General features: G+C 62.2%; 20 protein-coding genes, 2 tRNA genes and 4 pseudogenes. 7 read left to right on the plus strand and 19 right to left on the minus strand.

Annotated features, from left to right (window positions below):
- Positions 1–861 carry a class I SAM-dependent methyltransferase gene (locus ACFXS9_RS15005; RefSeq protein WP_392689958.1) on the minus strand — a complete coding sequence of 287 codons (861 nt, stop codon included), beginning with the start codon at positions 859–861 and terminating at the stop codon, positions 1–3.
- 864 nt (positions 862–1,725) lie between these two features.
- On the opposite strand from ACFXS9_RS15005, the gene ACFXS9_RS15010 reads away from it, so the two are divergent.
- Positions 1,726–2,379 carry a hypothetical protein gene (locus ACFXS9_RS15010; RefSeq protein ID WP_392689960.1) on the plus strand — a complete coding sequence of 218 codons (654 nt, stop codon included), beginning with the start codon at positions 1,726–1,728 and terminating at the stop codon, positions 2,377–2,379.
- A 135-nt stretch (positions 2,380–2,514) separates the two neighbouring features.
- Here the strand turns inward: ACFXS9_RS15010 and ACFXS9_RS15015 are convergent.
- The 11 genes and pseudogenes from ACFXS9_RS15015 to ACFXS9_RS15065 all read right to left on the minus strand — a co-directional run bounded on the left by ACFXS9_RS15015 (position 2,515) and on the right by ACFXS9_RS15065 (position 10,163).
- Positions 2,515–2,589: transfer RNA gene (locus ACFXS9_RS15015), tRNA-Val, on the minus strand.
- Positions 2,590–2,654: 65 nt separating this feature from the next.
- Positions 2,655–3,056, minus strand: coding sequence for a GFA family protein (locus ACFXS9_RS15020; protein ID WP_392689961.1), 402 nt, complete (start codon positions 3,054–3,056; stop codon positions 2,655–2,657).
- Between the two features lie 123 nt (positions 3,057–3,179).
- The gene (locus ACFXS9_RS15025) at positions 3,180–3,851 is read right to left on the minus strand and encodes a S16 family serine protease (protein WP_392689963.1); all 672 of its coding nucleotides are present in this window, start codon (positions 3,849–3,851) and stop codon (positions 3,180–3,182) included.
- Positions 3,758–4,048, minus strand: coding sequence for a hypothetical protein (locus tag ACFXS9_RS15030; protein ID WP_392689965.1), 291 nt, complete (start codon positions 4,046–4,048; stop codon positions 3,758–3,760). Before ACFXS9_RS15030 ends, ACFXS9_RS15025 begins: the two co-directional genes overlap by 94 nt.
- On the minus strand, positions 3,960–5,027 hold the full coding sequence (locus ACFXS9_RS15035) for an AAA family ATPase (RefSeq protein WP_392699798.1): 1,068 nt from the start codon (positions 5,025–5,027) through the stop codon (positions 3,960–3,962). The genes ACFXS9_RS15030 and ACFXS9_RS15035 overlap by 89 nt, the downstream gene beginning before the upstream one ends.
- 15 nt (positions 5,028–5,042) lie before the next feature.
- Positions 5,043–5,357, minus strand: a pseudogene (locus ACFXS9_RS15040) (endopeptidase La); the annotation flags it as partial.
- Between the two features lie 64 nt (positions 5,358–5,421).
- Positions 5,422–5,775: pseudogene (locus ACFXS9_RS15045) on the minus strand (LON peptidase substrate-binding domain-containing protein); the annotation flags it as partial.
- A gap of 150 nt (positions 5,776–5,925) precedes the next feature.
- Positions 5,926–7,257, minus strand: a pseudogene (gene clpX, locus ACFXS9_RS15050) (ATP-dependent Clp protease ATP-binding subunit ClpX).
- Positions 7,258–7,633: 376 nt separating this feature from the next.
- Positions 7,634–8,269, minus strand: a complete 636-nt coding sequence (locus ACFXS9_RS15055) for an ATP-dependent Clp protease proteolytic subunit (RefSeq protein WP_057844270.1) — start codon at positions 8,267–8,269, stop codon at positions 7,634–7,636.
- 274 nt (positions 8,270–8,543) lie between these two features.
- Positions 8,544–9,908, minus strand: coding sequence for a trigger factor (tig, locus tag ACFXS9_RS15060; protein ID WP_392689968.1), 1,365 nt, complete (start codon positions 9,906–9,908; stop codon positions 8,544–8,546).
- A 170-nt stretch (positions 9,909–10,078) separates the two neighbouring features.
- Positions 10,079–10,163 (minus strand) — tRNA-Leu (locus ACFXS9_RS15065).
- A 137-nt stretch (positions 10,164–10,300) separates the two neighbouring features.
- Here ACFXS9_RS15065 and ACFXS9_RS15070 point away from each other — a divergent pair.
- Together ACFXS9_RS15070 and ACFXS9_RS15075 are read left to right on the plus strand one after the other, a co-directional pair.
- Entirely contained in the window at positions 10,301–11,632 is a 1,332-nt protein-coding gene (locus ACFXS9_RS15070) for a multicopper oxidase family protein (protein WP_392689970.1), read from the plus strand.
- Positions 11,633–11,642: 10 nt separating this feature from the next.
- Entirely contained in the window at positions 11,643–12,728 is a 1,086-nt protein-coding gene (locus ACFXS9_RS15075) for an enolase C-terminal domain-like protein (protein WP_392689972.1), read from the plus strand.
- A 9-nt stretch (positions 12,729–12,737) separates the two neighbouring features.
- On the opposite strand, the gene ACFXS9_RS15080 is transcribed toward ACFXS9_RS15075, so the two are convergent.
- The 5 genes and pseudogenes from ACFXS9_RS15080 to ACFXS9_RS15100 form a co-directional block, all read right to left on the minus strand.
- Positions 12,738–13,148, minus strand: a complete 411-nt coding sequence (locus ACFXS9_RS15080; RefSeq protein ID WP_392689974.1) for a GNAT family N-acetyltransferase — start codon at positions 13,146–13,148, stop codon at positions 12,738–12,740.
- A 26-nt stretch (positions 13,149–13,174) separates the two neighbouring features.
- The gene (locus tag ACFXS9_RS15085) at positions 13,175–13,465 is read right to left on the minus strand and encodes an addiction module antidote protein (protein WP_392689975.1); all 291 of its coding nucleotides are present in this window, start codon (positions 13,463–13,465) and stop codon (positions 13,175–13,177) included.
- A gap of 1 nt (position 13,466) precedes the next feature.
- Positions 13,467–13,763 carry a type II toxin-antitoxin system RelE/ParE family toxin gene (locus ACFXS9_RS15090; RefSeq protein WP_392689977.1) on the minus strand — a complete coding sequence of 99 codons (297 nt, stop codon included), beginning with the start codon at positions 13,761–13,763 and terminating at the stop codon, positions 13,467–13,469.
- Between the two features lie 42 nt (positions 13,764–13,805).
- Positions 13,806–15,304, minus strand: a pseudogene (locus tag ACFXS9_RS15095) (NAD(P)H-hydrate dehydratase).
- A 115-nt stretch (positions 15,305–15,419) separates the two neighbouring features.
- Complete coding sequence (locus tag ACFXS9_RS15100; RefSeq protein ID WP_392689978.1) at positions 15,420–15,596, minus strand: hypothetical protein; 177 nt, start codon at positions 15,594–15,596, stop codon at positions 15,420–15,422.
- A 119-nt stretch (positions 15,597–15,715) separates the two neighbouring features.
- Here ACFXS9_RS15100 and ACFXS9_RS15105 point away from each other — a divergent pair, with 119 nt between their 5' ends.
- The 4 genes from ACFXS9_RS15105 to ACFXS9_RS15120 all read left to right on the plus strand — a co-directional run bounded on the left by ACFXS9_RS15105 (position 15,716) and on the right by ACFXS9_RS15120 (position 19,363).
- Entirely contained in the window at positions 15,716–16,054 is a 339-nt protein-coding gene (locus ACFXS9_RS15105) for a P-II family nitrogen regulator (RefSeq protein WP_027537227.1), read from the plus strand.
- Between the two features lie 137 nt (positions 16,055–16,191).
- Positions 16,192–17,601, plus strand: coding sequence for a type I glutamate--ammonia ligase (gene glnA, locus ACFXS9_RS15110; protein WP_028345760.1), 1,410 nt, complete (start codon positions 16,192–16,194; stop codon positions 17,599–17,601).
- A 248-nt stretch (positions 17,602–17,849) separates the two neighbouring features.
- Entirely contained in the window at positions 17,850–18,383 is a 534-nt protein-coding gene (locus ACFXS9_RS15115) for a DUF992 domain-containing protein (RefSeq protein ID WP_392689981.1), read from the plus strand.
- Between the two features lie 263 nt (positions 18,384–18,646).
- On the plus strand, positions 18,647–19,363 hold the full coding sequence (locus ACFXS9_RS15120) for a hypothetical protein (protein WP_392689983.1): 717 nt from the start codon (positions 18,647–18,649) through the stop codon (positions 19,361–19,363).
- A gap of 1,063 nt (positions 19,364–20,426) precedes the next feature.
- Here the strand turns inward: ACFXS9_RS15120 and ACFXS9_RS15125 are convergent.
- Entirely contained in the window at positions 20,427–21,467 is a 1,041-nt protein-coding gene (locus tag ACFXS9_RS15125; RefSeq protein ID WP_392689985.1) for an IS110 family transposase, read from the minus strand.
- 218 nt (positions 21,468–21,685) lie between these two features.
- Positions 21,686–23,584 carry a PAS domain S-box protein gene (locus tag ACFXS9_RS15130; RefSeq protein ID WP_392689987.1) on the minus strand — a complete coding sequence of 633 codons (1,899 nt, stop codon included), beginning with the start codon at positions 23,582–23,584 and terminating at the stop codon, positions 21,686–21,688.
- Positions 23,585–23,674: the final 90 nt, after the last annotated feature.

A 23,674-nucleotide genomic window follows, 5' to 3' on the forward strand; every position in this document is an offset into this window, starting at 1 on the left:
CTAAGACGCCCTTGCGGTCACAATCCAGACCGACGCCGGCAGCAGCACCGCGTCGCCCTTCGCGAACGGCGTGAGCGCTTCGCGAATGGAAGCGGCGACGGCAGCGCGAGCTTCTTCCGGCTGGCCGTCCAGCGCACGGCTGACCGGACCGATCTCCAGCGAACCCTGCACTGCGCCGTCGAGGCCGCGGCCGATCGCTGCATCCAGCATCAGCGGACACGCTTCCATCTCGACGCCGGTAAAGCCGGCCGCGTCCAGGATACGGCGCACACGCGCCTCCGAGGCAAACGCAAACGGCCCGGGGTCTTCCGGCCCAAGCTGCGGCAGCTTTGGCACGTGCTTGTAGGCGGCCGCAAGCGGCGCCATGAAGAACGGATTTTCGCGCGGCTCGCGCCAGCAGGCGAACGCCAACCGGCCCGATGGCTTCAGCGCCCTGCGCATGTTCGAGAAAGACAGCGCCGGATCGGCAAAGAACATCACGCCGAACCGCGAGGCCAGGACATCGAAGCCGGCAGGCTCGAACGGATAGACGGTGGCGTCGGCAAGGATGAAATCGATCGGCAGATCCTTCGGTGCAGCCTGCCGCGCCCGCTCCAGCATCGGGCCGGATACGTCGATGCCGAGCACATGGCCCGATGGCGCGACCTTTTGCGCGAACGCAATCGCGGTGGCACCACTGCCGCAACCGATATCGATGACGCGGTCGCCTGGCTTCAACCTGGCCCGGTCGACGACAAGGTCGGCGACCGGCTTGAGCAGCACGTCCTGCGCCGCCTGCCGCTCCGCCCAGCGCTGTCCGGCCGGACCGTTCCAGTAGGCGACCTGGTCAGCGTTTTGTTCGTGGCTTGCCGGTGTGTCCATTTGCGCGCTCCTTTTTCAGTTTCGAACGTCCGTCGCACCTGTGCCAGGCCGTTGCCGTATCATTGCCGTGATGCCGCATAGTTTGTTCATGTACGCCGAAATTTACAGTCATAACTACACTTTCGTGCATTTCCTTCGGAACGATATCCCGCCTTTCGCGTGATCTATTGCCGCAAGGCAACTGACCGGCACTAGCACCTGGAGGGATCAAGATGAATGGGATGCGCAAATATGCGTTCGGCGCCGCGGCCGCGGCCGCTCTTTTTATCATTCCGATTTCGGCCTTTTCTCAATCCATTGAGATTGGACCGGGAGGCGTCCGAGTAGATCGAGGAGGTGGGCGCTGCGAACAATTGAGGCTTGCCTGCGAAAACAAGGACGCGCTGGGAGAGCGGGGCGAAGGAAATTGCCGCAGATATCGGGAGGCCTGCGGGCGACCAGTTCGCAGGGATGTGTGCGCCGAATTGAGATATGCTTGCCTCAACAAGGATGAGTTGGGTGAACGCGGCGAAGGAAATTGCCGTCGGTATCGCCAGACTTGTAGGGGGCAACTGTAGAGGCCGCTCGCGGGGTGGTCCGGCATCGCTCGGCACCGCCCCGTGCTGCACCTGTTAGCGTTTAGATTGCTGGTAATGGCGTCCTCCATTACGCATCGTGATCGGAAGCTCGGTTCGATGTCGATCAGGTCCGTGGTCGCTCAGCGAGCTTCGATGCTAGCCTGCGCCCTGGAGGCGCTAACGCCGAATTAATCTCATAGGCCTATTATTTCAGGCAGTTCTAGTTGGGTGTCGCGTAAGGGAGCCGTCGCGAGGGACGATCCAGCGACGGCTCCTTTTTCATTTCACTCATTTGAGGTTAGTACACGTGACCACGGCATCGGAAACGCAGAGCCAAACCGAACAACCCGAATCCACCGCACCGAGCAAGCAATCGAGCCGGAAATCGGTCTTGGCGCTAGCGGTGTTCGCTCTTGGAATAAACAGTGCGGCGGCCGTCTATACGCTGCCTCCGGATTTTACCCTGCCGGATATCAGCCGTTTGGCCGAACTGCTTCCACATCAGAAAGCTTCCGATCCGATGGCAGATCCGGCTGTTGCCGCATTGAAGGATATTCAGTCGGCTCAGCAGCAACACGTTGTCGCGCTGCAAGAGAACAATATCCTGTTGCAGCAAAACACAGCTCTTCTTCAGCAGGATTCAATTGCGCTTGCTTCTCTGAGACAAAGCGTCGTGGATGAGCAAGTCAGTGTGAAGAAAATATCCGCTCAGATAGCGGATGAACATGAAGACGTGAAGAAGATATCTGCTCAGCTTTCCAAGCTTATGGCGAAGGTCGACTCGCTGCAAAATGCAATAAAGCCGGAAATAACTTCCTCCATTTCAGCAAGGCACGCTCAAAACCGGCTATCCCGAGTAGTGCGCAAGAAGATGGCTCGGCAGCCTCAATCTGTGGGGCCAGTTTCGGTTGGAGGAGCGCCCCTAATTCTCCCGGCTACCACGACAACCCCACAAGGTTGAATGAGAAGAGCGTAAGGCCGGTCCGCCTTCGCTCTTCAAGCTCGGCGCGACGGCCTTCGCCCCTGCGGAGAGCAAACGTTGCGTCACTGCTGCGAAGGCTGGCATGCCGAGCCGAAGCCCCGCAGGGGCGAAGGCTGGTAGGCGGCGAGATTCGAACTCCCGACCCTCTCGGTGTAAACGAGATGCTCTAACCAGCTGAGCTAGCCGCCCGTAAGCCGCCTGTTTAGCCTCTCGACCCCCTTTGGTGCAAGGTGGGATATCCGCGCTTGGTTGCACTAGTCGCCCGGCCGCCCCGGCAACGCCCCAATCTCGTGGATCCACGGCGCGGCGGAGCGGCACCAGATTTGGCGCACTGGCTTGAGCTGATCGCGCTGGCGGATGCTGCCCCAGCGGATGCCCCAATCGTCCGGCCCGCCGTCTCCGCTGGTGAACAATGGCGAGCCGCAGACTTCGCAAAAATGCTGAAAGCGCGTCCGGCCGTTGTCGCCCTTCTTCGGATAGACCTTCGCCGGCGCGCCGGTTATGCGGACCTGCTCGGCCGAACAGATCACCGTCACCCGGTACGGCGAGCCCGTCAGGTTCTGGCAATCGGTGCAGTGACAGATCGACACTTTTTCAGGGTCGATATCGGCCCGATAGGTCACCCGCCCGCAATGGCATTGCCCGTCGATTTCCATCCCTCATCAACGCCGTCCGCCGGGCCGAGGTTCAAGCCGAGGTCCCATCCGCACAAACAAAAACGGCGCCCGAAGGCGCCGTTTTATCATTTCAGTTCGATGAGCAGTGGTGACTGATCAAGCTCAGTGGGCCGTCAGGCCACCGGCCGCTTCGTCCGAGGCGTCCTGCTTGACCGGCACCTTGGTGTCCTCTTCCCAGACGATCGGCACTGGGGCGCGCACCAGCGCCTTGGCGACGACGTCATCGAGCCGAGCAACCGGGACGATGTCCATACCGCCCTTGATCGCATCGGAAATCTCCGTGAGATCCTTGGCGTTGTCCTCGGGGATCAGCACCGTCTTGATGCCGCCGCGGGCGGCCGCAAGCAGCTTCTCCTTCAGGCCACCGATCGGCAGCACGCGACCACGCAGCGTGATTTCTCCGGTCATCGCGACATCGTGCCGGACCGGAATGCCGGTCATGACCGAGATGATCGCGGTGGCCATCGCGACACCCGCCGACGGTCCGTCCTTCGGGGTTGCGCCCTCCGGCACGTGGACGTGGATGTCGCGCTTGTCGAACAGCGGCGGTTCGACGCCGTAGTTGATCGCCCGCGAGCGGACGTAGGACGCCGCTGCCGAGATCGACTCCTTCATCACGTCGCGCAGATTGCCCGTGACCGTCATCTTGCCCTTGCCGGGCATCATGACGCCTTCGATCGTCAAGAGCTCGCCGCCGACATCGGTCCAGGCCAGACCCGTGACGATACCGACCTGCGGCTCGCTCTCGATCTCGCCGAAGCGGTATTTCGGCACGCCGAGGAAGTCTTCGAAGTCTTCTCGGTGACCTTGACCGACTTCTTCTTGGAGATCATCAGCTCCTTCACCGCCTTGCGGGCGAGTGTGGAGAGCTCACGCTCCAGGTTACGCACGCCCGCTTCGCGGGTGTAGCGGCGGATCATCAACAGCAGAGCATCGTCGTCGATCGACCATTCCCTTGGAATCGAGGCCATGCTTGGAGATGGCGTTCGGGATCAGGTGCTTGCGCGCGATCTCGACCTTCTCGTTCTCGGTGTAGCCGGCGATCCGGATGATCTCCATGCGGTCCATCAGCGGCCCCGGAATATTGAGCGTATTCGCGGTCGTGATGAACATGACGTTCGACAGATCGTAATCGACCTCCAGATAGTGGTCGTTGAAGGTCGAGTTCTGCTCGGGGTCGAGGACCTCGAGCAGCGCCGACGACGGATCGCCGCGGAAATCGGCGCCCATCTTGTCGATCTCGTCCAACAGGAACAGCGGATTCGAGGTCTTGGCCTTGCGCATCGACTGGATGATCTTGCCGGGCATCGAGCCGATATAGGTGCGGCGGTGACCGCGGATTTCGGCCTCGTCACGCACGCCGCCGAGCGAGACGCGCACGAACTCACGGCCGGTCGCCTTCGCGATCGACTTGCCGAGCGAAGTCTTGCCGACGCCGGGAGGCCCGACCAGACACAGGATCGGTCCGGTCAGCTTGTTGGCGCGCGACTGCACGGCGAGATACTCGACGATGCGGTCCTTGACCTTCTCGAGCCCGTAATGGTCGGGTCCAGCACGGCCTGGGCCTGCTCGAGATCCTTCTTGACCTTGGACTTCTTGTTCCACGGAATCGACAACAGCCAGTCGAGATAGTTGCGCACGACGGTAGCTTCCGCGGACATCGGCGACATCTGGCGCAGCTTCTTCAACTCGTGCTGCGCCTTCTCCCGCGCTTCCTTGGAAAGCTTGGTCTTGGCAATCTTCTCTTCCAGATCGGCCAGCTCGTCGCGACCTTCGTCGATCGCCGAGCTCCTTCTGGATCGCCTTCATCTGCTCGTTCAGGTAATACTCGCGCTGGGTCTTCTCCATCTGGCGCTTGACGCGCGAGCGGATGCGCTTCTCGACCTGCAGCACCGAGATTTCGCTTTCCATCAGGCCCAGCACCTTCTCCAGGCGCTGCGTGACGGACAACGTCTCCAGGATGTCCTGGCGATCGGCGATCTTGACGGCGAGATGCTGCGCGACCTGATCGCTGAGCTTGGCGAAGTCCTCGATCTGGCCTGAACCACGCCCACGACTTCGGCGGAGATCTTCTTGTTCAGCTTCACATAGCTTTCGAAGTCGGACACGACCGAGCGCGCCAGAGCCTCGGCTTCGACCGAGTTGGCGTCGGTATCGGCGAGCGCGATCGCGGTCGCCTCGTAATATTCGGTGCGGTCGGAATACTTTTGCACACGCGCGCGCATTGCCCTCGACCAGCACCTTCACGGTGCCGTCGGGAAGTTTCAGGAGCTGCAGCACCGCTGGCGAGCGTACCGACTTCGTAGATGGAATCCGGGCTCGGATCGTCGTCGGACGCGTTCTTCTGCGTCGCGAGCAGGATCAGCGCGTCGTTCTTCATCACCTCTTCGAGCGCGCGGATCGATTTCTCGCGGCCGACGAACAGCGGCACGATCATGTGCGGAAATACGACGATGTCGCGGAGCGGCAGCACCGGATACGAATGGCTTTTCCGCCGAGAACGATGGTTGGCCGGGTTTTTGGAGTCGTCATGGCCTATTCCTTCTGTTTTGCCCCCTTGCACGCAGTCCGCATCGCTTGCGCAACCGCCACAAGGTGCTGGGAGTTCCGGGCCGGTCGGCCGCCCCTTTCGCTGCCGCCGTCTCACCGGATGATCTTTGCGACGAATCTCGAACGTGATTTCCGCCACCATAGGCATTAGGTGGCTATCGGGATATACGGGGGTGTCAAGTCACGGAAAATGACCGCAAATTGCGGATCAGACGCGCGAACAAACGCGCCACAGCGGCCGCCGAAAGGCTCGGCAGCCGCGCTATTGTAGTGCTGAGTTCTGGGCAGCGCGACGGTATCAGGCGCTGGCGCTGCTCTCGACGGCCCGGTCCGAACGGTCCGCATAAATGTAGAGCGGAGGGGCAGTTCGCCCCTCGACAACTTCGCGCGAGATCACAACCTCTTCGACACCTTCGAGGCCCGGCAGATCGAACATCGTCTCGAGCAGGATGCTTTCGAGGATCGAACGCAACCCGCGCGCGCCGGTCTTGCGTTCGATCGCCTTGCGGGCGACCGCGCTCAAGCGCCTCGTCGGCGAAGGTGAGTTCGATGTTCTCCATTTCGAACAGCCGCTGGTATTGTTTCACCAGCGCGTTCTTCGGATCGGTCAGGATCTTCTTCAACGAGGTCTCGTCGAGATCCTCCAGCGTCGCGACCACCGGCAGGCGGCCGACGAATTCGGGGATCAGGCCGTACTTCAGCAAGTCTTCCGGCTCGACATGGCGGAAGATTTCGCCGGTGCGGCGGTCTTCGGGCGCCAGCACCTGGGCGGCGAAACCGATCGAGGTCGAACGACCGCGTGCGGAGATGATCTTCTCAAGGCCTGAGAACGCGCCGCCGCAGATGAACAGGATGTTGGTGGTGTCGACCTGCAGGAACTCCTGCTGCGGGTGCTTGCGGCCGCCCTGTGGAGGCACGGAGGCGACCGTGCCTTCCATGATCTTCAACAGCGCCTGCTGCACGCCCTCACCCGACACGTCGCGGGTGATCGACGGGTTGTCGGACTTGCGGCTGATCTTGTCGATTTCGTCGATATAGACGATGCCGCGCTGCGCGCGCTCGACATTATAGTCGGCGGACTGCAACAGCTTCAGGATGATGTTCTCGACGTCCTCGCCGACGTAGCCGGCTTCGGTCAGCGTCGTCGCATCCGCCATGGTGAACGGCACATCGAGAATCCGCGCAAGCGTCTGCGCGAGCAGCGTCTTGCCCGAACCGGTCGGACCGATCAGCAGAATGTTCGACTTCGCGAGTTCAACGTCGTTGTGCTTGGTCTGGTGATTGAGGCGCTTGTAGTGGTTGTGAACGGCAACCGAGAGCACCTTCTTGGCATGGCTCTGACCGATCACGTAATCGTCGAGCACCTTGCAGATTTCCTTCGGCGTCGGGATGCCGTCGCGCGACTTCACCAGCGAGGACTTGTTCTCCTCACGAATGATGTCCATGCAGAGTTCAACGCATTCGTCGCAGATGAATACGGTGGGACCCGCGATGAGTTTGCGGACTTCGTGCTGGCTCTTTCCACAGAACGAGCAATACAGCGTGTTCTTGAGTCGCTCGTGCCAACCTTGTACTCATTCCTGTCTCCGTCCGCCGTTCGATCCGTTACCCGATCGACCCATTCCGGCACTGTCACCGGACCTGAAGGTAAATAGAGCAAATTCCGTACCAAAAAAGACCCTAACTCAATTACGCACCGTGCGAATCACGGCGTCTCGATTCCCCCGCGATCTTAACCCAATCCACACAGCCAACCATGCTGGCACCCGACTATCAAGAATTCGCTAATCGGGCTCGGAATTGCTACCCGTGACAATACCGTGATTTGTGGCGTTGGCACGGGGAGAAGTTGACGAAATCGACCGAGCGTTGCGGTATTGCCACGTCGCAAAACCGGCACGAAAGCGGAACTTTCGGCCTACGCGGGGGCATAGGCGCGGCTTTCGGCCATATTTGCCGATTCAACCAACCGTTAAGGTCAACGCGGGGTGTCGCGATCCGTATCCTTACGGGACCCTCACCGGCGTCACTTCTTCGGGGCGCTTGTCGATCACCTTGTCGACGATCCCGAAGTCGTGGGCCATATCGGCGGTCAGGAATTTGTCGCGCTCCAGCGCGTCCTCGATCGCCTTGTAGGTCTGGCCGGTGTGCTTCACGTAGATCTCGTTGAGGCGCTTCTTGAGATTCAGGATCTCTTGCGCGTGCAGCATGATGTCGGTGGCCTGGCCCTGGAAGCCGCCGGACGGCTGATGCACCATGATGCGCGAATTGGGCAGCGAGAAGCGCATGTCCTTTTCACCAGCCGCGAGCAACAGCGAACCCATCGAGGCCGCCTGCCCGGTGCACAGCGTCGACACCGGCGGACGGATGAACTGCATGGTGTCGTAAATAGCAAGCCCCGATGTCACCACGCCGCCGGGCGAGTTGATGTACATCGAGATTTCCTTCTTCGGATTCTCCGCCTCGAGGAACAGAAGCTGTGCGACGACGAGCGTCGACATGCCGTCTTCGACCGGACCGGTCAGGAAGATGATGCGCTCCTTCAGAAGCCGCGAGAAAATGTCGTAGGCGCGTTCGCCGCGGTTGGTCTGCTCGACCACCATCGGAACGAGGTTCATGTAGGTTTCAACGGGATCGCGCATGAATCACCCAAGGGTTCGGATAGAGAATAAGCGGGAACGAACATCCATCAGCAAGACAGGCATGACTGCCGCGCGCGGACGAACGTCCCGTGATGCAGGACTTCAGCTCAGCTCACAGATAACAGATATGAGCCAATTTCCTGGCGACAAGGCCGGGCAATTGCGGAGCCGAATGAGAGAAGTTCAAACTGATTCGCAGCCGATCTCATAGCGACGGGTGCCGTCGCCCCGCCGCTATCGCCGTTCATCATTAATGCCGGCCTGACCAAATCGATCAGGCTGCACTCTTCTCGTCGGCCTCGTCGTCCTTGAACAGGTCCTCGCGCGACACCTTCTTTTCGGTCACGTTGGCGAGTTCGAGGATGAAATCGACCACCTTGTCTTCATAAATCGGCGCACGAAGCTGGGCCAGCGCATTGGCATTGTTGCGATAGTAGTCCCAGACCTCCTTCTCGCGGCCGGGCATCGATCGCGCCCGCTCGATCACTGCGCGGCTGACTTCGTCATCGGTCACGGTGATCTTGTTCTTCTCGCCGATCTCCGACAGCACGAGGCCGAGCCGGACGCGGCGGTCGGCGATCTTCTTGTACTCTTCCTTGGCCGCCTCTTCGGTGGTGTTTTCGTCGGCAAAGGTCTTGCCGGAGGATTCCATCTCGGCCTTGATCGAGTTCCACATCAGGTTGAACTCTTCCTCGATCAACGACGGCGGCGCTTCGAATTTGTGGCTGTCGTCGAGCCGGTCGAGCAGCGCCCGCTTGACGCGCTGACGTGTCGCACCGGCAAACTCGGCGACCAGCCGCTCGCGCGCCGCCTCCTTCAGCTTGTCGAGCAGATCGAGTCCGAGCGTTTTTGCAAACTCGTCGTTGATCTCAGTCTCGCCCGGGGCTTCGATCAGGGTTGCCGTGGTCTCGAACTCGGCCGCCTGGCCGGCGAGCTTCTCGCTGGCGTAATTCTTCGGGAACGACACTTTCAGCGTGCGGGTCTCACCGGCCCCGATGCCGACGAGCTGTTCCTCAAAACCCGGAATGAACTGTCCGGTGCCGATCACGACCTGGATGCCCTCGCCGGTGCCGCCGTCGAACGGGGTGCCGTTAATGCTGCCCTTGAAGCTGATGGTGACGCGATCGCCGGTTTCAGCCTTGGCGCCCTCGGCCTTCGCGGCATAGGGACGGTTCTGGTCGGCGATGCGCTTGATCGCCTCGTCGACCTCGGCGTCGGTCACTTCGACCACCGGTTTCTCCACCGAGAAGGTCTTGAAATCGGCGAGTTGGATCGTCGGCACCACCTCGATCGCCACCGTGTAGGTCAGGTCGCTCTTGCCGGCGAGCAGTTCCTCGACCTCTTTCTGCTCAGTCGGCAACGTGATCTTGGGCTCGGTCGCAAGGCGGAAACCGCGGTCGGTGAAGATCTGCGTGTTAGTGTCGCGGATGGTCTGGTCGATGGTCTCGGCCATCACCGAGCGGCCATACACCTTCTTCAGATGGCTCACCGGCACCTTGCCGGGACGGAAGCCGTTGAGCTTCACCTTGTCCTTGAGGTCGACCAGCTTGGCATCGGCCTTGGCATCGAGATCCGATGCGGGAACGCTGACCTTGAACTCGTGTTTCAATCCCTCGGCGAGGGTTTCGGTGACCTGCATGGTGTCAATCTTCTTCCGCTTGCGCCGGGCCAAACGGCCGCGGCAGTGTCTAATCTTGTTCAACGCGCAAGCCTTGCAGCCCTGCGCCGGTGGTTCGGCTGACCTTGGCTCCCCCATAGGGGGAAGCAAGCCCTCCAGTATTCGTCATGCAAACGCTTGGATAGAGCGCTTGGTGCGGGCGGAGGGACTCGAACCCCCACAACTTTCGTCACTGGAACCTAAATCCAGCGCGTCTACCAGTTCCGCCACGCCCGCGTGAAAAGCATCCATACCCGGCCGCGATGCCGCGGGCGGCGGGCTTATAACATGAGCCTACACCTCCGCAGCAAAAAAATGGCCCTTTTTGACAGCCCCGGGGCAAGGCGTCACAGCTAGGACAGGCACATCAGAAAATGGTCCATATCGGTCCGATGGCAAGCCCCAAATCAACGCTAGATCGACGCGAGCTGCTGGCCGGGCTGGGCGCCGCCGCGCTGGCCCCGATATGGCCGGTTTCCGGCGCAGCCCAGGCGCGTCCCCCACTGACGTTACAGGCCAAACCGGAGACCCTCGCACTCCGGCCGGGCGGTACGGCCGCGCCGGTCTGGTCGCTGCAAGGACCCGACCTCACCTTCAAGCGTGGCGAGACGGCCGAGATCGGCTTTGCCAATGAGCTGCCGGTGCCGGTCGTCCTCAACTGGCGCGGTATGGACGGCGTTCCGGCTCACGCCCCCTCACGGCGCGCGCAGCCCTCGCAAGCGGTGGCGAGGCCACCTTGCAGCTTCCCCTGCGCCACGCCGGGACCTTCCTCTGCGAATCCGGGGCTGCTTGGCGATCAACAGGCACAACCAGCGCGGGCACGGCCGTTGATCGTTCGCGAAACCGAGCCGGTCGCTGTCGACCGCGACGAGGTGCTCCTGATCGAGGACTGGCGGGCAAGGCCCGATGGAACAGCGATCGCGCCGGGAATCGATCCGAAGGACACCGCGTCCCTACAAACGATTAACGGCCGGACTTCGCTCGAACTCTCAGGTCGCACCAACGAACGGATCAGGCTCCGCATCATCAGCGGATGCCAACGCTCGGTTGTTGCTATCAAACTGGATGGGCTCGACGTCCGGGTCATGGCCATCGACAGCCAGCCATCGGAGCCGTTCCAGGCCCGCAATGGCGCGCTGGTACTGGCGCCGGGCGGGCGGGTCGATGCCTTCATCGATTTGACCGCTTCGGCAGGCACGACCAACGCGATCCTGCTGCATGATGGCAAGGAAGCCCGCCCGATCGGCAAGCTTGTCGTCTCCAGCGAACCGCCGGTCCGCGCGGCCCCGCTGCCACCCGCCCCGCCGCTGCCCTCCAACGGCCTGCCCGAGCGGCTCGACCTCAAGGGGGCGATCCGGATCGATGTTGTGCTGGGCGGCGGACCTTCCGGCGACTGGATGACGCCAGCCAATTTTGCCGAGAGTGCCCCGCCCGCCTTCCGCGCCAGGAAAGGCCGCACCGTGGTGCTGGCGCTGATCAACCGCGCCGCGGTCGCCACCGTTTTCCACCTCCACGGCCATCATTTCCGGCTGCTGGACCGGCTCGACGATGGCTGGAAGCCGTACTGGCTGGATACGCTGGCGATCGAGCCCGGTCAGACCCAACGCATCGCCTTTGCCGCCGAACATGCCGGCCGCTGGCTGATCGAATCCGTCAACACCGACTGGGCGGCACCACGACTGGTGCGATGGTACGCTGTCGAATGAGGAGCAAGCCATGAGCAAGCCGGTTCCCGCCATCCGCAGCGTCAAGGCGCGACCGCTCGTCGTGCCGCTCGCGCGCCCCGTGAAGAACGCCTTTGGCGTGATCGACGTGGGTCCGTTGGTCCTGATCGATGTCGAGACCGATCGAGGCGTTACCGGCCACTCCTACATTTTTGCCTACAGCGAGCTGACTCTGAAGCCACTGGTGCACCTGATCGAGGAGATCGGGCGCGAGTTGGTTGGCAAGCCGGTGGCGCCCTTCGACTTGATGAAGACGATGGACGCAAAATTCCGCCTGCTCGGCTGGCAGGGCCTGGTCGGCATGGCGGTGTCGGGCCTCGACATGGCCTATTGGGACGCGCTCGGCCAGATAGCGGGCAAGCCGGTGGTTGAACTGCTCGGCGGTTCGCCAAAGCCGATCCGGGCCTATGACAGCTATGGCGTGGTCGATCCGGTGGCGGACGAAAAGGCGCTGCGCCGCTCGCTGGAGCAGGGGTTTCGCGGCATCAAGATCAAGGGCGGTGACGGCGATGCCGCCAATGACGAGCGCGTCGTCAAGGGCGTGCGCGCCCTCATCGGCCCCGACATCGCGCTGATGATCGACTTCAACCAGTCGCTCGATCCCGCGGAAGCCACGCGCCGTATCGGTCGGCTCGCGCCCTACGATTTGCACTGGATCGAAGAACCTGTGCCGCAGGAAAACCTCTCGGGACACGCCAAGGTCCGCGAGACTTCGCCGACGCCGATTCAGGCTGGCGAGAACTGGTGGTTCCCGCGCGGCTTTGCCGAGGCGATCGCGCTAGGCGCCAGCGATTTCATCATGCCCGATCTGATGAAGTGCGGCGGAGTCAGCGGCTGGCTGCAGGTCGCCGCCCAAGCCGAAGCCGCCAACATCCCGATGTCGAGCCATCTGTTCGCCGAAGCCAGCGCCCATATGCTCGCGGTGACGCCGACCGCGCACTGGCTCGAATTTTTGGATTTCGCCAGCGTGATCCTCGCCCATCCCGCCGAGATCGTCGACGGCACGGTCACCGCGCGTGGACCGGGGCTGGGGCTGGAGTGGGACGAGACGGCGGTGGCGAAATACCTCGTCGGATAGCGCGTCGCCTTACGGGCGCGTCCAGAGATAGCGCGCGTCCGGCTCCTTCCCTTCATTGCGTGCACCGTCGGTTTCCTCAACGAGCGCGAAGCCCTGCCCCTCGTAAAAGCGTCGCGCTCCCGGATTTCGCTGAAACGTCCAAAGCTGGAGGCAATCGAACGCGCGCTTTGCGATCTGCAGCAACTCGCTGCCGACGCCGCGTCGTTGTGCTTCCGGCAGCACATACAACTGATCAATCCACCCGCTTCGGAAGGCGATGATGGCTGCCAGCGCACCGCCCTCGAAAGCCCCGTGTACCTGACACCCCGTGAACACGCGATCTCGGTAGAACCATCGGTCTTCATCGGGCGTATGTAGTCCGGCGAGCCACGGAAGGGCGTTATCGAACGCGGCGCGATGCACCCGCGCGGCTTCATCCATGTCATATAGCTGCAGCCGCCGCGTCTTCACTGGATGTGGGGCTTTGCCGTGAGTTCGATTCCAAGCGCCTTCATCACGGCAATCGTCGTCTTCAAGGTCGGATTGCCGTTGGCACTGAACGAGCGATAGAGCTGCTCGCGTGAAAGTCCGGTTTCATTGGCGATCTGTGTCATCCCCTTAGCACGAGCAACAACGCCGAGGGCATGCGCGATATAACCTGCATCTTCCGTCTTGAAGGCTTCCTCCATAAATACGGCAATCGCCTCGTCGGACAGCAGATCCTCAGCCGGATCGTAGGTTGTTAGCTTCTCGCCCATCTCATTCACTCCATGCCTTGGCAAGATGCTTCGCCGTTTTGATGTCCTTCGCCTGCGTGCTCTTGTCGCCCCCGCAAAGCAGCACGATGATCGTGTCTCCCCGTTTCTGAAAATAGACACGGTAGCCGGGACCGTAGTGGATCCGCAGCTCGCTGACGCCTTCGCCAACCGGCTCAGCGTCACCTGCGTGCCCTTGAGCCAGCCGATCCAGTCGAGAAGCGATCACCGCACGAGCCCGATGATCCTTGAGCCGCAGGCGCCACTTTCGAAACGTCTCTGTTTGCTTCAGCTCAAGCACATGTAGTTTATAAACTACGAACTTTCAAAAATCAAGCGACCCTCAATACTCAATCCCGAACTCGTCATAGACCCGGCGGAACACCGCGGGCAGCACTTCCGAAAGGTCTTCCGCGATCAGGCCTGGCCCCGCCTCGCCCGCGGCTTCGCCGTGCATCCAGACGCCGATGCAGGCGGCTTCATAGGCCGGCACGCCTTGCGCCAGCAGTCCCGCGATCATGCCGGCCAACACATCGCCGGCCCCCGCCGTCGCGAGCCAGGGCGGCGCGTTGGAGGCAATGCTGGCACGCCCGTCCGGCGAAACCACCACCGTGTCCGGTCCCTTCAGCAACACCACCGCGCTGGAGCGCTGGGCGGCGTCGCGCACCCGCTCCAGCTTCGACCGGCCGGGGTGCTTGTTGCTGATATCGCTGAACAGGCGCGGAAACTCGCCCTCATGCGGGGTGAGAATGACCTGAGGGTCCTCGCTGGCCTTGATCGCTTCAAACAGCCGCTCCGGCGCTTCGGCAAAACTCGTCAGCGCATCGGCGTCGAGCACGAGGCCGCGTTTCGTCGAGAGCGCGGTGTGAACGAAATCGCGCGTGCGGGCGCCGATGCCGGCGCCCGGCCCGATCACGATGGAATTGAGCCGTCTGTCGCCCACGAGGTCGGCGAATTCGATCACGGTATCGACGGGACGCACCATGACTGCCGTCAGCGCCGCGGCATTCACGGCGAGCGCATCGCGCGGCGAGGCCACCGTGACGAGGCCAGCCCCTGCCCGCAGCGCGCCACGGGCCGCCAGCCGCGCCGCACCCGTCGACGCCAGCTCCCCCGACAGCGCGACGGCGTGGCCGCGGGCATATTTGTGGCCGTCGATAGAAGGCACCGGAAAGGATTTTCGCCAGCTCTGCGGAACGTTCTCGAACGTCTGCGGCCGGATCTCCTCGAGCACATGCACATCGATGCCGATCTCGGCGACGCGGACGCGGCCGCAATGCTTGCGCCCGGGCATCAACAGATGCGCCGGCTTGCGGCGGAAGAAGGTCACGGTTTCGGCGGCGTTGATTGCTGCACCCATCACCGCGCCCGTGGTGCCGTTGATGCCGCTGGGCAGGTCGACGGCCAGCACCGGCGCGCCATTGGCGTTGATCGCCTCGATCATCTCGAGCGGATCGCCCTTGACCGGACGATTGAGACCTGCGCCGAACAGCGCGTCGATGATCAAGGCCGGCTTGCCGATCGCCTGTGGGTTGAACGGCAGCACCGGATATTTCCAGCCGCGCGCGGCGAGCGCGGCATCCCCTGCAGGCTGTCGCGCTCGCACAACAGGATGACGGAAACCTCGCGCCCGCGGGCGGCGAGTTCGGCGGCCGCCACAAAGCCGTCGCCGCCATTGTTGCCGCGGCCGGCGACCACGACGATCGGGCCCTCCTCGACGAGATCCATCGCGACCTCCGCCACGGCCTGGCCGGCGCTCATCATCAACGCGAAGCCGGGCGTTCCGCCGGCGATCGTCAGCCGGTCGGCCCGCTCCATCTCGGTCGTGGTCAAGACTTCCATGCCGAATCCTCGATCCATCCGCCTTTTCTGAAGGCATATCCCCGTCGCGCCCGTGGCTCGCCTCGCCCCGCCCGCACACAAAATGATCGATTTGCCTATTTTGTAAGCTTCGCTATCATGCGAGCCGCCGGCGGACCTCTCTCACTTGCCTGTTAAAAGTCTGATAACGTTCCGAAATCAGCCGCATTAACAACTTGGCATAGACCCTGCTTTTGAGGAAGCCTGTTGAAAAGCCGAGCTCAGGATCGTCGCAGTCAGCGGCAATTATGAGCAGCTCCGGCTTTGCAATCATGAGCAGTTCCGGCTTTGCCGGATGCAAGGATCAAACCAGACGGCGCCCGGTAAGTTCACCAGGCTGCGACATCGAAACTATCTGCACGCTGCAATTTGGAAATGCCCGGGAGGCGCTCAGTGAAGAAGATTGAAGCCATCATCAAGCCATTCAAGCTCGACGAGGTGAAAGAGGCGCTTCAGGAAGTCGGACTGCAGGGTATCACGGTCACCGAGGCCAAGGGGTTCGGCCGGCAGAAGGGACACGCCGAGCTCTATCGCGGTGCGGAATACATCGTGGACTTCCTGCCCAAGGTGAAAATCGAGATCGTGATTTCGGATGAGCTGGTCGAGAAGGCGATCGACGCGATCCGCCGCGCCGCCCAGACCGGGCGCATCGGCGACGGCAAGATCTTCGTCTCCAATATCGAGGAAGCGATCCGGATCAGAACCGGAGAATCCGGGCTGGACGCTATCTGAGCCGGGTGCTATCCGAAAGTTTGCGACTGAAAAACAAGAAAAGGGCTGCTTCCGCGGCCTGATTTCGTTCGCGATGCCTCGATCGTCTGCGAAATGTCGCGCTCCGGAAACCGTCCCGTAAGCCAAAAGGGGTATTCATGAAGACCGCTAAAGACGTCCTGAAATCGATCAAGGACAACGACGTAAAATACGTCGATCTGCGCTTCACCGATCCGCGCGGCAAGTGGCAGCACGTGACCTTCGACGTCAGCATGATCGAAGAGGACACCTTTGCCGAAGGCCAGATGTTCGACGGCTCCTCGATCGCCGGCTGGAAGGCGATCAACGAATCCGACATGTGCCTGATGCCTGATCCGGTGACCGCGACGATCGACCCGTTCTTCGCCGAGACCACCATGGTCATCGTCTGCGATGTGCTGGAGCCGACCACGGGCGAGCCCTACAACCGCGACCCCCGCGGCATCGCCAAAAAAGCCGAGGCGATGGTGAAATCGTCGGGTGTCGGCGACACCGTGTTCTTCGGCCCCGAGGCCGAATTCTTCGTGTTCGACGACGTGCGCTATCAGACCACCCCCTACAACACCGGCTTCAAGCTCGATTCCTCGGAACTGCCGATCAATTCGGACACCGAGTATGAAGGCGGCAATCTCGGCCACCGCATCCGCACCAAGGCCGGCTACTTCCCGGTCCCGCCCCAGGACTCGGTGCAGGACATGCGCTCGGAAATGCTCGGCGCGATGGCCAAGATGGGCGTCAAGGTCGAGAAGCATCACCACGAAGTCGCTTCCGCCCAGCACGAGCTCGGCATGAAGTTCGACACCATGACGCTGATGGCCGACCAGATGCAGATCTACAAGTACTGCATCCACCAGGTCGCCCACATCTACGGCAAGACCGCCACCTTCATGCCGAAGCCGGTCTACGGCGACAACGGTTCGGGCATGCACTGCCACCAGTCGATCTGGAAGGACGGCAAGCCGGTGTTCGCCGGCAACAAATACGCCGACCTCTCGGAGACCTGCCTCCACTACATCGGCGGCATCATCAAGCACGCTAAGGCGATCAACGCCTTCACCAACCCGTCGACCAACTCTTACAAACGCCTGGTCCCGGGCTATGAAGCCCCCGTGCTGCTCGCCTACTCCGCGCGCAACCGCTCGGCCTCCTGCCGTATCCCGTATACGGCGAACCCGAAGGCCAAGCGCGTCGAAGTCCGCTTCCCCGACCCGATGGCCAACCCCTATCTCGGCTTCGCCGCGATGCTGATGGCCGGCCTCGACGGCATCAAGAACAAGATCGATCCGGGTCCGGCGATGGACAAGGACCTCTACGATCTTCCGAAGGAAGAGCTGAAGCAGATCCCGACCGTGTGCGGCTCCTTGCGCGAGGCACTGGAAAACCTCGACAAGGACCGCGCCTTCCTCAAGAACGGCGGCGTGTTCGACGACGACTTCATCGACAGCTTCATCGAGCTGAAGATGACCGAAGTAGAGCGCTTCGAAATGACCCCGCATCCGGTCGAGTTCGAGATGTATTATTCGCAGTGATCTAGCGCGGCGTTCGCGCCGCCAGTATCACCGTCCGACAATGCGAAAGGCGCTCCTCGCGGGGCGCCTTTTGTTTTTGCGAAGGAAAGTCAGGCATTTGGCTGCCTCGTTCGTGTGCTCATACGGCCAACCGCCGCCGCGAATTCTGGCCCGCAAGCGCTCCAAGGCCGTCATACGAGCGGGAACCTCGCAATGTCGCCGCGCGTTGAGGGGGGTCCATCAGAATGCGTCGAAGGAGGACGCCGCCCATGAACAAAGCAACCCTGAATAGAACAACCTTGAATAGTCTCGCGACCACATGCGTTGCCCTGGGGCTCGCCCTTGCCGCGGCTCCGGCCACGGCTCAGGACACCGGGCGGACGAGGGTCGGCACGCTCACCTGCAACATAGCGCCCGGTGTCGGCCTCGTCGTCGGGGGGCAGCGGCAACTGAGCTGTATCTATGCGTCATCGAGAGGCAGGGGGCGCGAGGCTTATGAGGGCACAGTCAGCACGCTTGGCCTCGACATCGGCGCCACCACCGGCGGCCAGTTGGCCTGGACGATTTTTGCGCCGACCACGCTGCGCCGGGCGGCATTGGCGGGAACCTATACGGGTGCGACCGCCGGCGGCACGGTCGGCGCCGGAGCGAGTGCCAACGTCCTGGTTGGAGGCTCGGACCGCACGGTCATGATGCAGCCGCTATCCGTGCAGGGGCAGACAGGCGTGAACATTGCGGCAGGCGTATCCACAATGGAGCTGCGGCCGGCGGCCGCTGCGCCTGCGCGCCGCGCGCCCCAGTGACGACATCATCGCTGGCGAACTAGTCGGCGGCTCGCCGCCTGGATCATTGCCACAAGATGCGAAAGGCGCCCGCATTCGGGCGCCTTTTGTTTTGGTGGCGGCCACTTCCGCTCATGCTCAAAGCAATCCGGGTTCCAGCGATCTTGCGGTTCCCGAATCCCAGTGAAATCAAGACTTCTCCCAAATCGTGGCGGTCATTGTCGCTTTTGGACCTCGCTGGCGGGGTACTCGTGGGCGAGAACAATAAGAGGCGGCATCCCCCAATGGCGACAAAAGACGGTTTCCAGCCGGATCGTTCTCCTATCTTTCTCTCCGAACCTGCCGAAGAAATCGGGCAGCCGGATATCGGGAAGGTTTGGGAAAGAGCGGTTATCTCGTCGCGAATCCTGAAGGCGAGTATTTGGGCCGCAACGGCGACAGCGATCGGTATCGCGTTCCTATCGGTGGCAGATCCAGTCGCGCTCGTTGAGAACGTCACGGCTGCGTGGGTCGAAAAACCGGCGCTTCAGCCTGACGCCGGTCCGTCGGCGCCGGCAATTCAATCGATCGCCGGCACTCAGGATTTGCCGACGACGACAAGCGACGCGCCGGCGCGCGACGAAGTTGCTGCAGCTTCTGAACCTGCCGATCAGAATCAAACCGCGATCGGTCAGCCGCCAGCCGAAGCCTTGTTGAAGGAATTCGAAGCCTGGGCGGCCAAGGAAGATTCACGGGCACAGGTCGTGCCCGTACAGCCCGCGCAAGCTGCCCCGGTGCAGGTTGCGCAAGATGCCCCAGTTCAGGCAAAGCCAACGAAAAAACATCGACGGGCCCGGTCCGAGCGCAATGCGCGAGCAGAGATCCGAACCCAGCGAAATCATCGAGCAAGAGTCCGGGAAGAGCAAAATGCACGGGTCGAGGTACCGGACGCCCGAGCACAGGAGCAGTCAGTGCAAAATGCCCAGACACCGTCGCTCCTGCAAAGCTTGGGTTTGCGTTAATACAGCGTCACCGCAATCGCGCTTCGCCAAGGCCTCCGATGCAGCAAGCGTAGCCCGGGTGAGCGCAGCGACACCCGGGCCACGTCGAAAGGATACCCGCATATCGCGGAGCCTGTCATCGGGCGCGCATTCGCGCGACCCGTTGGCTCTTGCGGGCCTACTTGCTTTACTGATTTGCCTGCCGTGCAAGCGCGATCTTGTGCCGGGGCCGCGACAAATTAACACGACGGGCAAATCACTTCTGATTTTCCGAAATCATGTCAAGCACAGGAATCAAAAATATTCCGCTTCACGCGAGAGGCAAATCAGCCGCATAACTCCGCCCGTCTCACCCATTGAGGGGCGCTCGCGATCGTCACGAACGTGCGGTGAGATGCGGTGGACGCGGAATGCGCAAGACGTAGGCGCAGGAAGCGTACGGCGAAGTCGTGTGGTTCTGGCGCCGCGGTGCTGGCGTTAAGTTCTTGGGAAGAAGCTTCTCAGGGGCGACGGAGGCAAGAAAGCCGTTCTCCGGGAAGAGCACGAAGTAAGCCGTAAAGCCATTGCGCAGGGAAGGCCGGGATGCTCCCGCTGTACCTGTATGCTCGTGTGCGCGTTCTTTATGCGCAACTGCACACGAGACCGCGGGTGCAGCCAGCACCCGGTCTTCTCTGCGCCCTCTCTGAATGAGAGGGCGGGAAGTGAAGAGCAAACCTCGGGCATCACATGCCGCGAGAATGCGAGCGTACGTCCTCACGCTGTTTGACAGTTGAATCAGAATCCATCCTCACGTCGTCCCTGCGCACGCAGGGACCCATATGTGGACGGCCCCCGTGGCACAAGAGCTTTTTGAGTGAGATCGGATCGCTTGCATCCATATGTCCGGCCTGTGAGTGCGGTTGTGTTGACCGCTGGCCAAGATGGGTTGCGCGATGCGAGTTCCAAACAACCTAGCGGCCTGTTGGCGGCCAATGGGTCCCACGGATTGTCTCGCATCGTTGCTCGATCGATCGCTCCATCTGCTCTTGCAGCTTCCGGGTCGGTCGGCGGACGAGCCGCCGGCCGGCCAACCTGTTTGACCTGTTTAAGCGGCGACTGCCGCCGTGGCATTGATCCGCGCCGCGTCGTACGCCTCCCCCGTGACCATCAGCTTCCAGGCGATGCGGGCCACCTTGTTGGCGAGCGCTACGGCCGCAAGCTTCGGCGGCTTGCGCTGGATCAATGCCAGCAGCCAGCGCGAGTGATGGCCGCGGCCACGCCTGGCCTGCTGGATCACCGCGGTCGCCCCGATCACCAGCAGGCGACGAAGGTCCTCATCGCCGGCCCGGGTGATCTTGCCGAGCCTGGTCTTGCCGGCGGTGGAATGGTCCTTGGGCGTGAGGCCGAGCCAGGCCGCAAAGTGACGACCGGAGCGGAACGCGCGCGGATCTGGTGTCTTCATCACCAGCGCCGTCGCCACGATCGGGCCGACCGAAGGGATCTTTGCCAGCCGGCGGCCCATGGCATCGCCACGGTGCCAGGCCATCAGCTTGGCCTCGATCGCCTCCAGCTCGCCCTCGAGCCTGGTGCATTCGCGGCCCAGCACCGTAAACAGCTCGCGCGCCATCGCGGGAAGCGTCTCGTCCTGGGCAATCTGCGCCAACAACGGCTCGATCTTGTCCAACCCCTTGGGCGCAATCAGGCCATACTCCGCCGCATGGCCGCGGATCGTATTGGTCAACTGGGTGCGCCGGGCGATCAATCCATCGCGGATTCCTGTCAGCATTAATGCAGCCTGCTGCTCGGCGCTCTTTACCGGCACAAACCGCATGCTCGGCCGGCTCATCGCCTCACACAGGCCCTCCGCATCCCGCCAGTCATTCTTGTTCCGCGTCACATAGGGCTTCACCAATTGCGGAGCCATCAGCTTCACCTCATGGCCAAGCTTGCGAAGCTCCCGCGCCCAATATTGCGAAGCCCCGCAGGCCTCCATCCCGATCACGGTCGGCGGCAATTTGGCAAAGAACTCCAGCACCTGCTTGCGCGAAAGTTTCTTGCGCAACACCACCTGCTCCGCCGCATCAACTCCATGCAGCACAAAAATATACTTCGACGTATCCATTCCAATGCGGCTAATCTGCTTCACGGACGGCTCCCTTGTCTGAGATTTGCAACAACCTCATTCTGGCACACTGATGCCGTAGGGGGCCGTCCACACCATCAACCACCGATACCGATTGTTAACGGCCTGGCGTCTCCCGTCACGCCTTATCGATGGATCACGCGGTATGGGTCCCTGCGTGCGCAGGGACGACGCGAATGATTAGGCACCGCACGATGCTACGACACCAGCGCGACGCCGACCTAGCTCCGCTTCAGCGGATTCTCCTTCAAAAACTGCTCAAGATCTCCCTGCACCGAATATGGCAGCGGGATCGGGTCGCCCATGTGGTCGATCGCGCGGTCGAGGCAGAGGCGCAGCATGCGCGCCAATTCGGCCTTGCGATACGGCTTGGCGAGCAACAGCACGCCCTCGCCGAGGCGCTCGCTCGAACCAAATGCATCGAAGGTGTGGCCGGACGTATAGAGCACCCGGAGCGGCCGGCGCAGCTTGGCGACCTCTTCTGCAAGCTGCCGGCCGTTCATTGCGCCGGGCATCACTATGTCGGTGAACAGCAGATCGAATGCCACACCGGATTTGACCAGCTCGAGCGCCTGCGCCGCGCTGGCGGCGGCAATGACCGTGTAGCCGAGGCTTTCAAGCCGGCCGACGACATGCGCCCGCACCACGTCGTCATCCTCCACACAGAGGATGGTTTGCGTTCCGCCGCGCAATTCGACGTCCGCCTTCGGCGGTGCGGCAGGCCCGTCCAAGGGCTCGGTATCGGCCTTCTCGGTATCGGCTGTGGGCAGAAGCATGCGGAAACAGGCGCCCTTGCCCTCCTCGCTCTCGACCACGACGCTGCCGCCGGATTGCTTTGCAAATCCGAACACCATGCTCAGTCCAAGTCCCGTGCCCACGCCGAACTGCTTGGTCGAAAAGAACGGCTCGAAAATCCTGTCGCGGATCGCGGGTGGAATGCCGGCGCCGGTATCGATCACCTCGATCACGACATAGGCGCCCACGCCGAGCCCACCCATGTCGGCGTCATGCTCCCCGCGCATGAGATTTCCCGTCCTGAACAGCAGCCTGCCGCCATCGGGCATGGCGTCACGGGCGTTGATCGCGAGATTGACGAGGGCGGAGGAGAGCTGGCTCCCGTCGACAAAAGCCGGCCAGACTTGATCGCTCAATGCCGTTTCGATTTGAATCTGTCGTCCGAGCGTCGGCGCCAGCAGTTGCACCACTTCCTCGACCAGCGCGTTGACGTCGGTCTCGCGCGGGCGCAGCGGCTGTTTGCGGGCAAAGGCCAAGAGGTTGGCCGTGAGCTGGGATGCGCGATCGGCGGCATCGCCGATCATCCGAGCGATCGAGGCGAGCGCCGGATCATGCTTGACGCCGTCGGCGAGGATTTCGATCGTGCCCGTGATCACGGTCAGCACGTTGTTGAAGTCGTGGGCGATGCCGCCGGTCAGTTGTCCGACCAATTCCATCTTCTGCGCCTGGAACAACTGTTCCTCCGCGGCGCGCTTGGCGTTGATGTCCCTGACGAAGGCGTTGATGACGTAACCCTCGCCGCGGTGCAGTGCTGTGAGCGATACTTCGGCGAAGAATTCGCGGCCGTCCTTGTGCAGCAGCGGCGTTTCGTATCGCCCGCCAACGGGGCTGGCTGCCGCCTCGCTCAGGAAGCGATCGACCCATTGCCGATGCACGGCGCGCTGCGATTCCGGAAACACCAGTTCGTCCACGCTCCTGCCGACGGCCTCAGTGCGCGTCCATCCCATCAGGGCCTCGGCTTGTGGACTCCAGCCGAGGATGACGCAGCGCTCATCGGTCTGGACGAAAGCGTCGAGCGAACCCTCGATAATGGCTTGCGCCATGTCGCTGTCGATCAGCGTCTGGTCAGCGCGTCCCTCCTCTGCTCCGTTGCGTCCATCCGCAAGGCCAGCGACATCGGAAAGCCCGTGCCAAAGCCTCGCTGCAGCAAGAATCGTAAACAGGCCGGTGATTGCAGCGCTCGCCAGCGCGGCGCCGATGATGATCGCCAGCGGCCCCAGCGAGGGGGCACGCGTCGCCAGGATATAGGTAACTACGCTCACGACGCAGGACGTCACGAGGACCAGCAAGATCATCGCCGGCGCGAGACGTCCAGGTTGCGTCATGGCGGCTTTACCCGTGCAGAGATGATGGGTGACTTAGCCGACTTCCCGGAGCCGATCCCATCTTTTCGGCCCCGTAGGATTACGGATGAG

Source organism: Bradyrhizobium sp. RDI18, assembly GCF_043203335.1.
Lineage (GTDB): Bacteria > Pseudomonadota > Alphaproteobacteria > Rhizobiales > Xanthobacteraceae > Bradyrhizobium > Bradyrhizobium retamae.

Bases quoted from the DNA above. Each gene is read 5' to 3' on its own strand.
- glnA (WP_028345760.1), top strand. From the start codon at position 16,192: ATGAAGACCGCTAAAGACGTCCTGAAATCGATCAAGGACAACGACGTA.
- ACFXS9_RS15115 (WP_392689981.1), top strand. From the start codon at position 17,850: ATGAACAAAGCAACCCTGAATAGAACAACCTTGAATAGTCTCGCGACC.
- ACFXS9_RS15085 (WP_392689975.1), bottom strand. From the start codon at position 13,465: ATGGGCGAGAAGCTAACAACCTACGATCCGGCTGAGGATCTGCTGTCC.
- ACFXS9_RS15130 (WP_392689987.1), bottom strand. From the start codon at position 23,584: ATGACGCAACCTGGACGTCTCGCGCCGGCGATGATCTTGCTGGTCCTC.
- ACFXS9_RS15080 (WP_392689974.1), bottom strand. From the start codon at position 13,148: ATGGATGAAGCCGCGCGGGTGCATCGCGCCGCGTTCGATAACGCCCTT.
- ACFXS9_RS15070 (WP_392689970.1), top strand. From the start codon at position 10,301: ATGGTCCATATCGGTCCGATGGCAAGCCCCAAATCAACGCTAGATCGA.
- ACFXS9_RS15005 (WP_392689958.1), bottom strand. From the start codon at position 861: ATGGACACACCGGCAAGCCACGAACAAAACGCTGACCAGGTCGCCTAC.
- tig (WP_392689968.1), bottom strand. From the start codon at position 9,908: ATGCAGGTCACCGAAACCCTCGCCGAGGGATTGAAACACGAGTTCAAG.
- ACFXS9_RS15020 (WP_392689961.1), bottom strand. From the start codon at position 3,056: ATGGAAATCGACGGGCAATGCCATTGCGGGCGGGTGACCTATCGGGCC.
- ACFXS9_RS15075 (WP_392689972.1), top strand. From the start codon at position 11,643: ATGAGCAAGCCGGTTCCCGCCATCCGCAGCGTCAAGGCGCGACCGCTC.
- ACFXS9_RS15055 (WP_057844270.1), bottom strand. From the start codon at position 8,269: ATGCGCGATCCCGTTGAAACCTACATGAACCTCGTTCCGATGGTGGTC.
- ACFXS9_RS15120 (WP_392689983.1), top strand. From the start codon at position 18,647: ATGGCGACAAAAGACGGTTTCCAGCCGGATCGTTCTCCTATCTTTCTC.
- ACFXS9_RS15030 (WP_392689965.1), bottom strand. From the start codon at position 4,048: ATGGCCTCGATTCCAAGGGAATGGTCGATCGACGACGATGCTCTGCTG.
- ACFXS9_RS15100 (WP_392689978.1), bottom strand. From the start codon at position 15,596: ATGATTGCAAAGCCGGAGCTGCTCATAATTGCCGCTGACTGCGACGAT.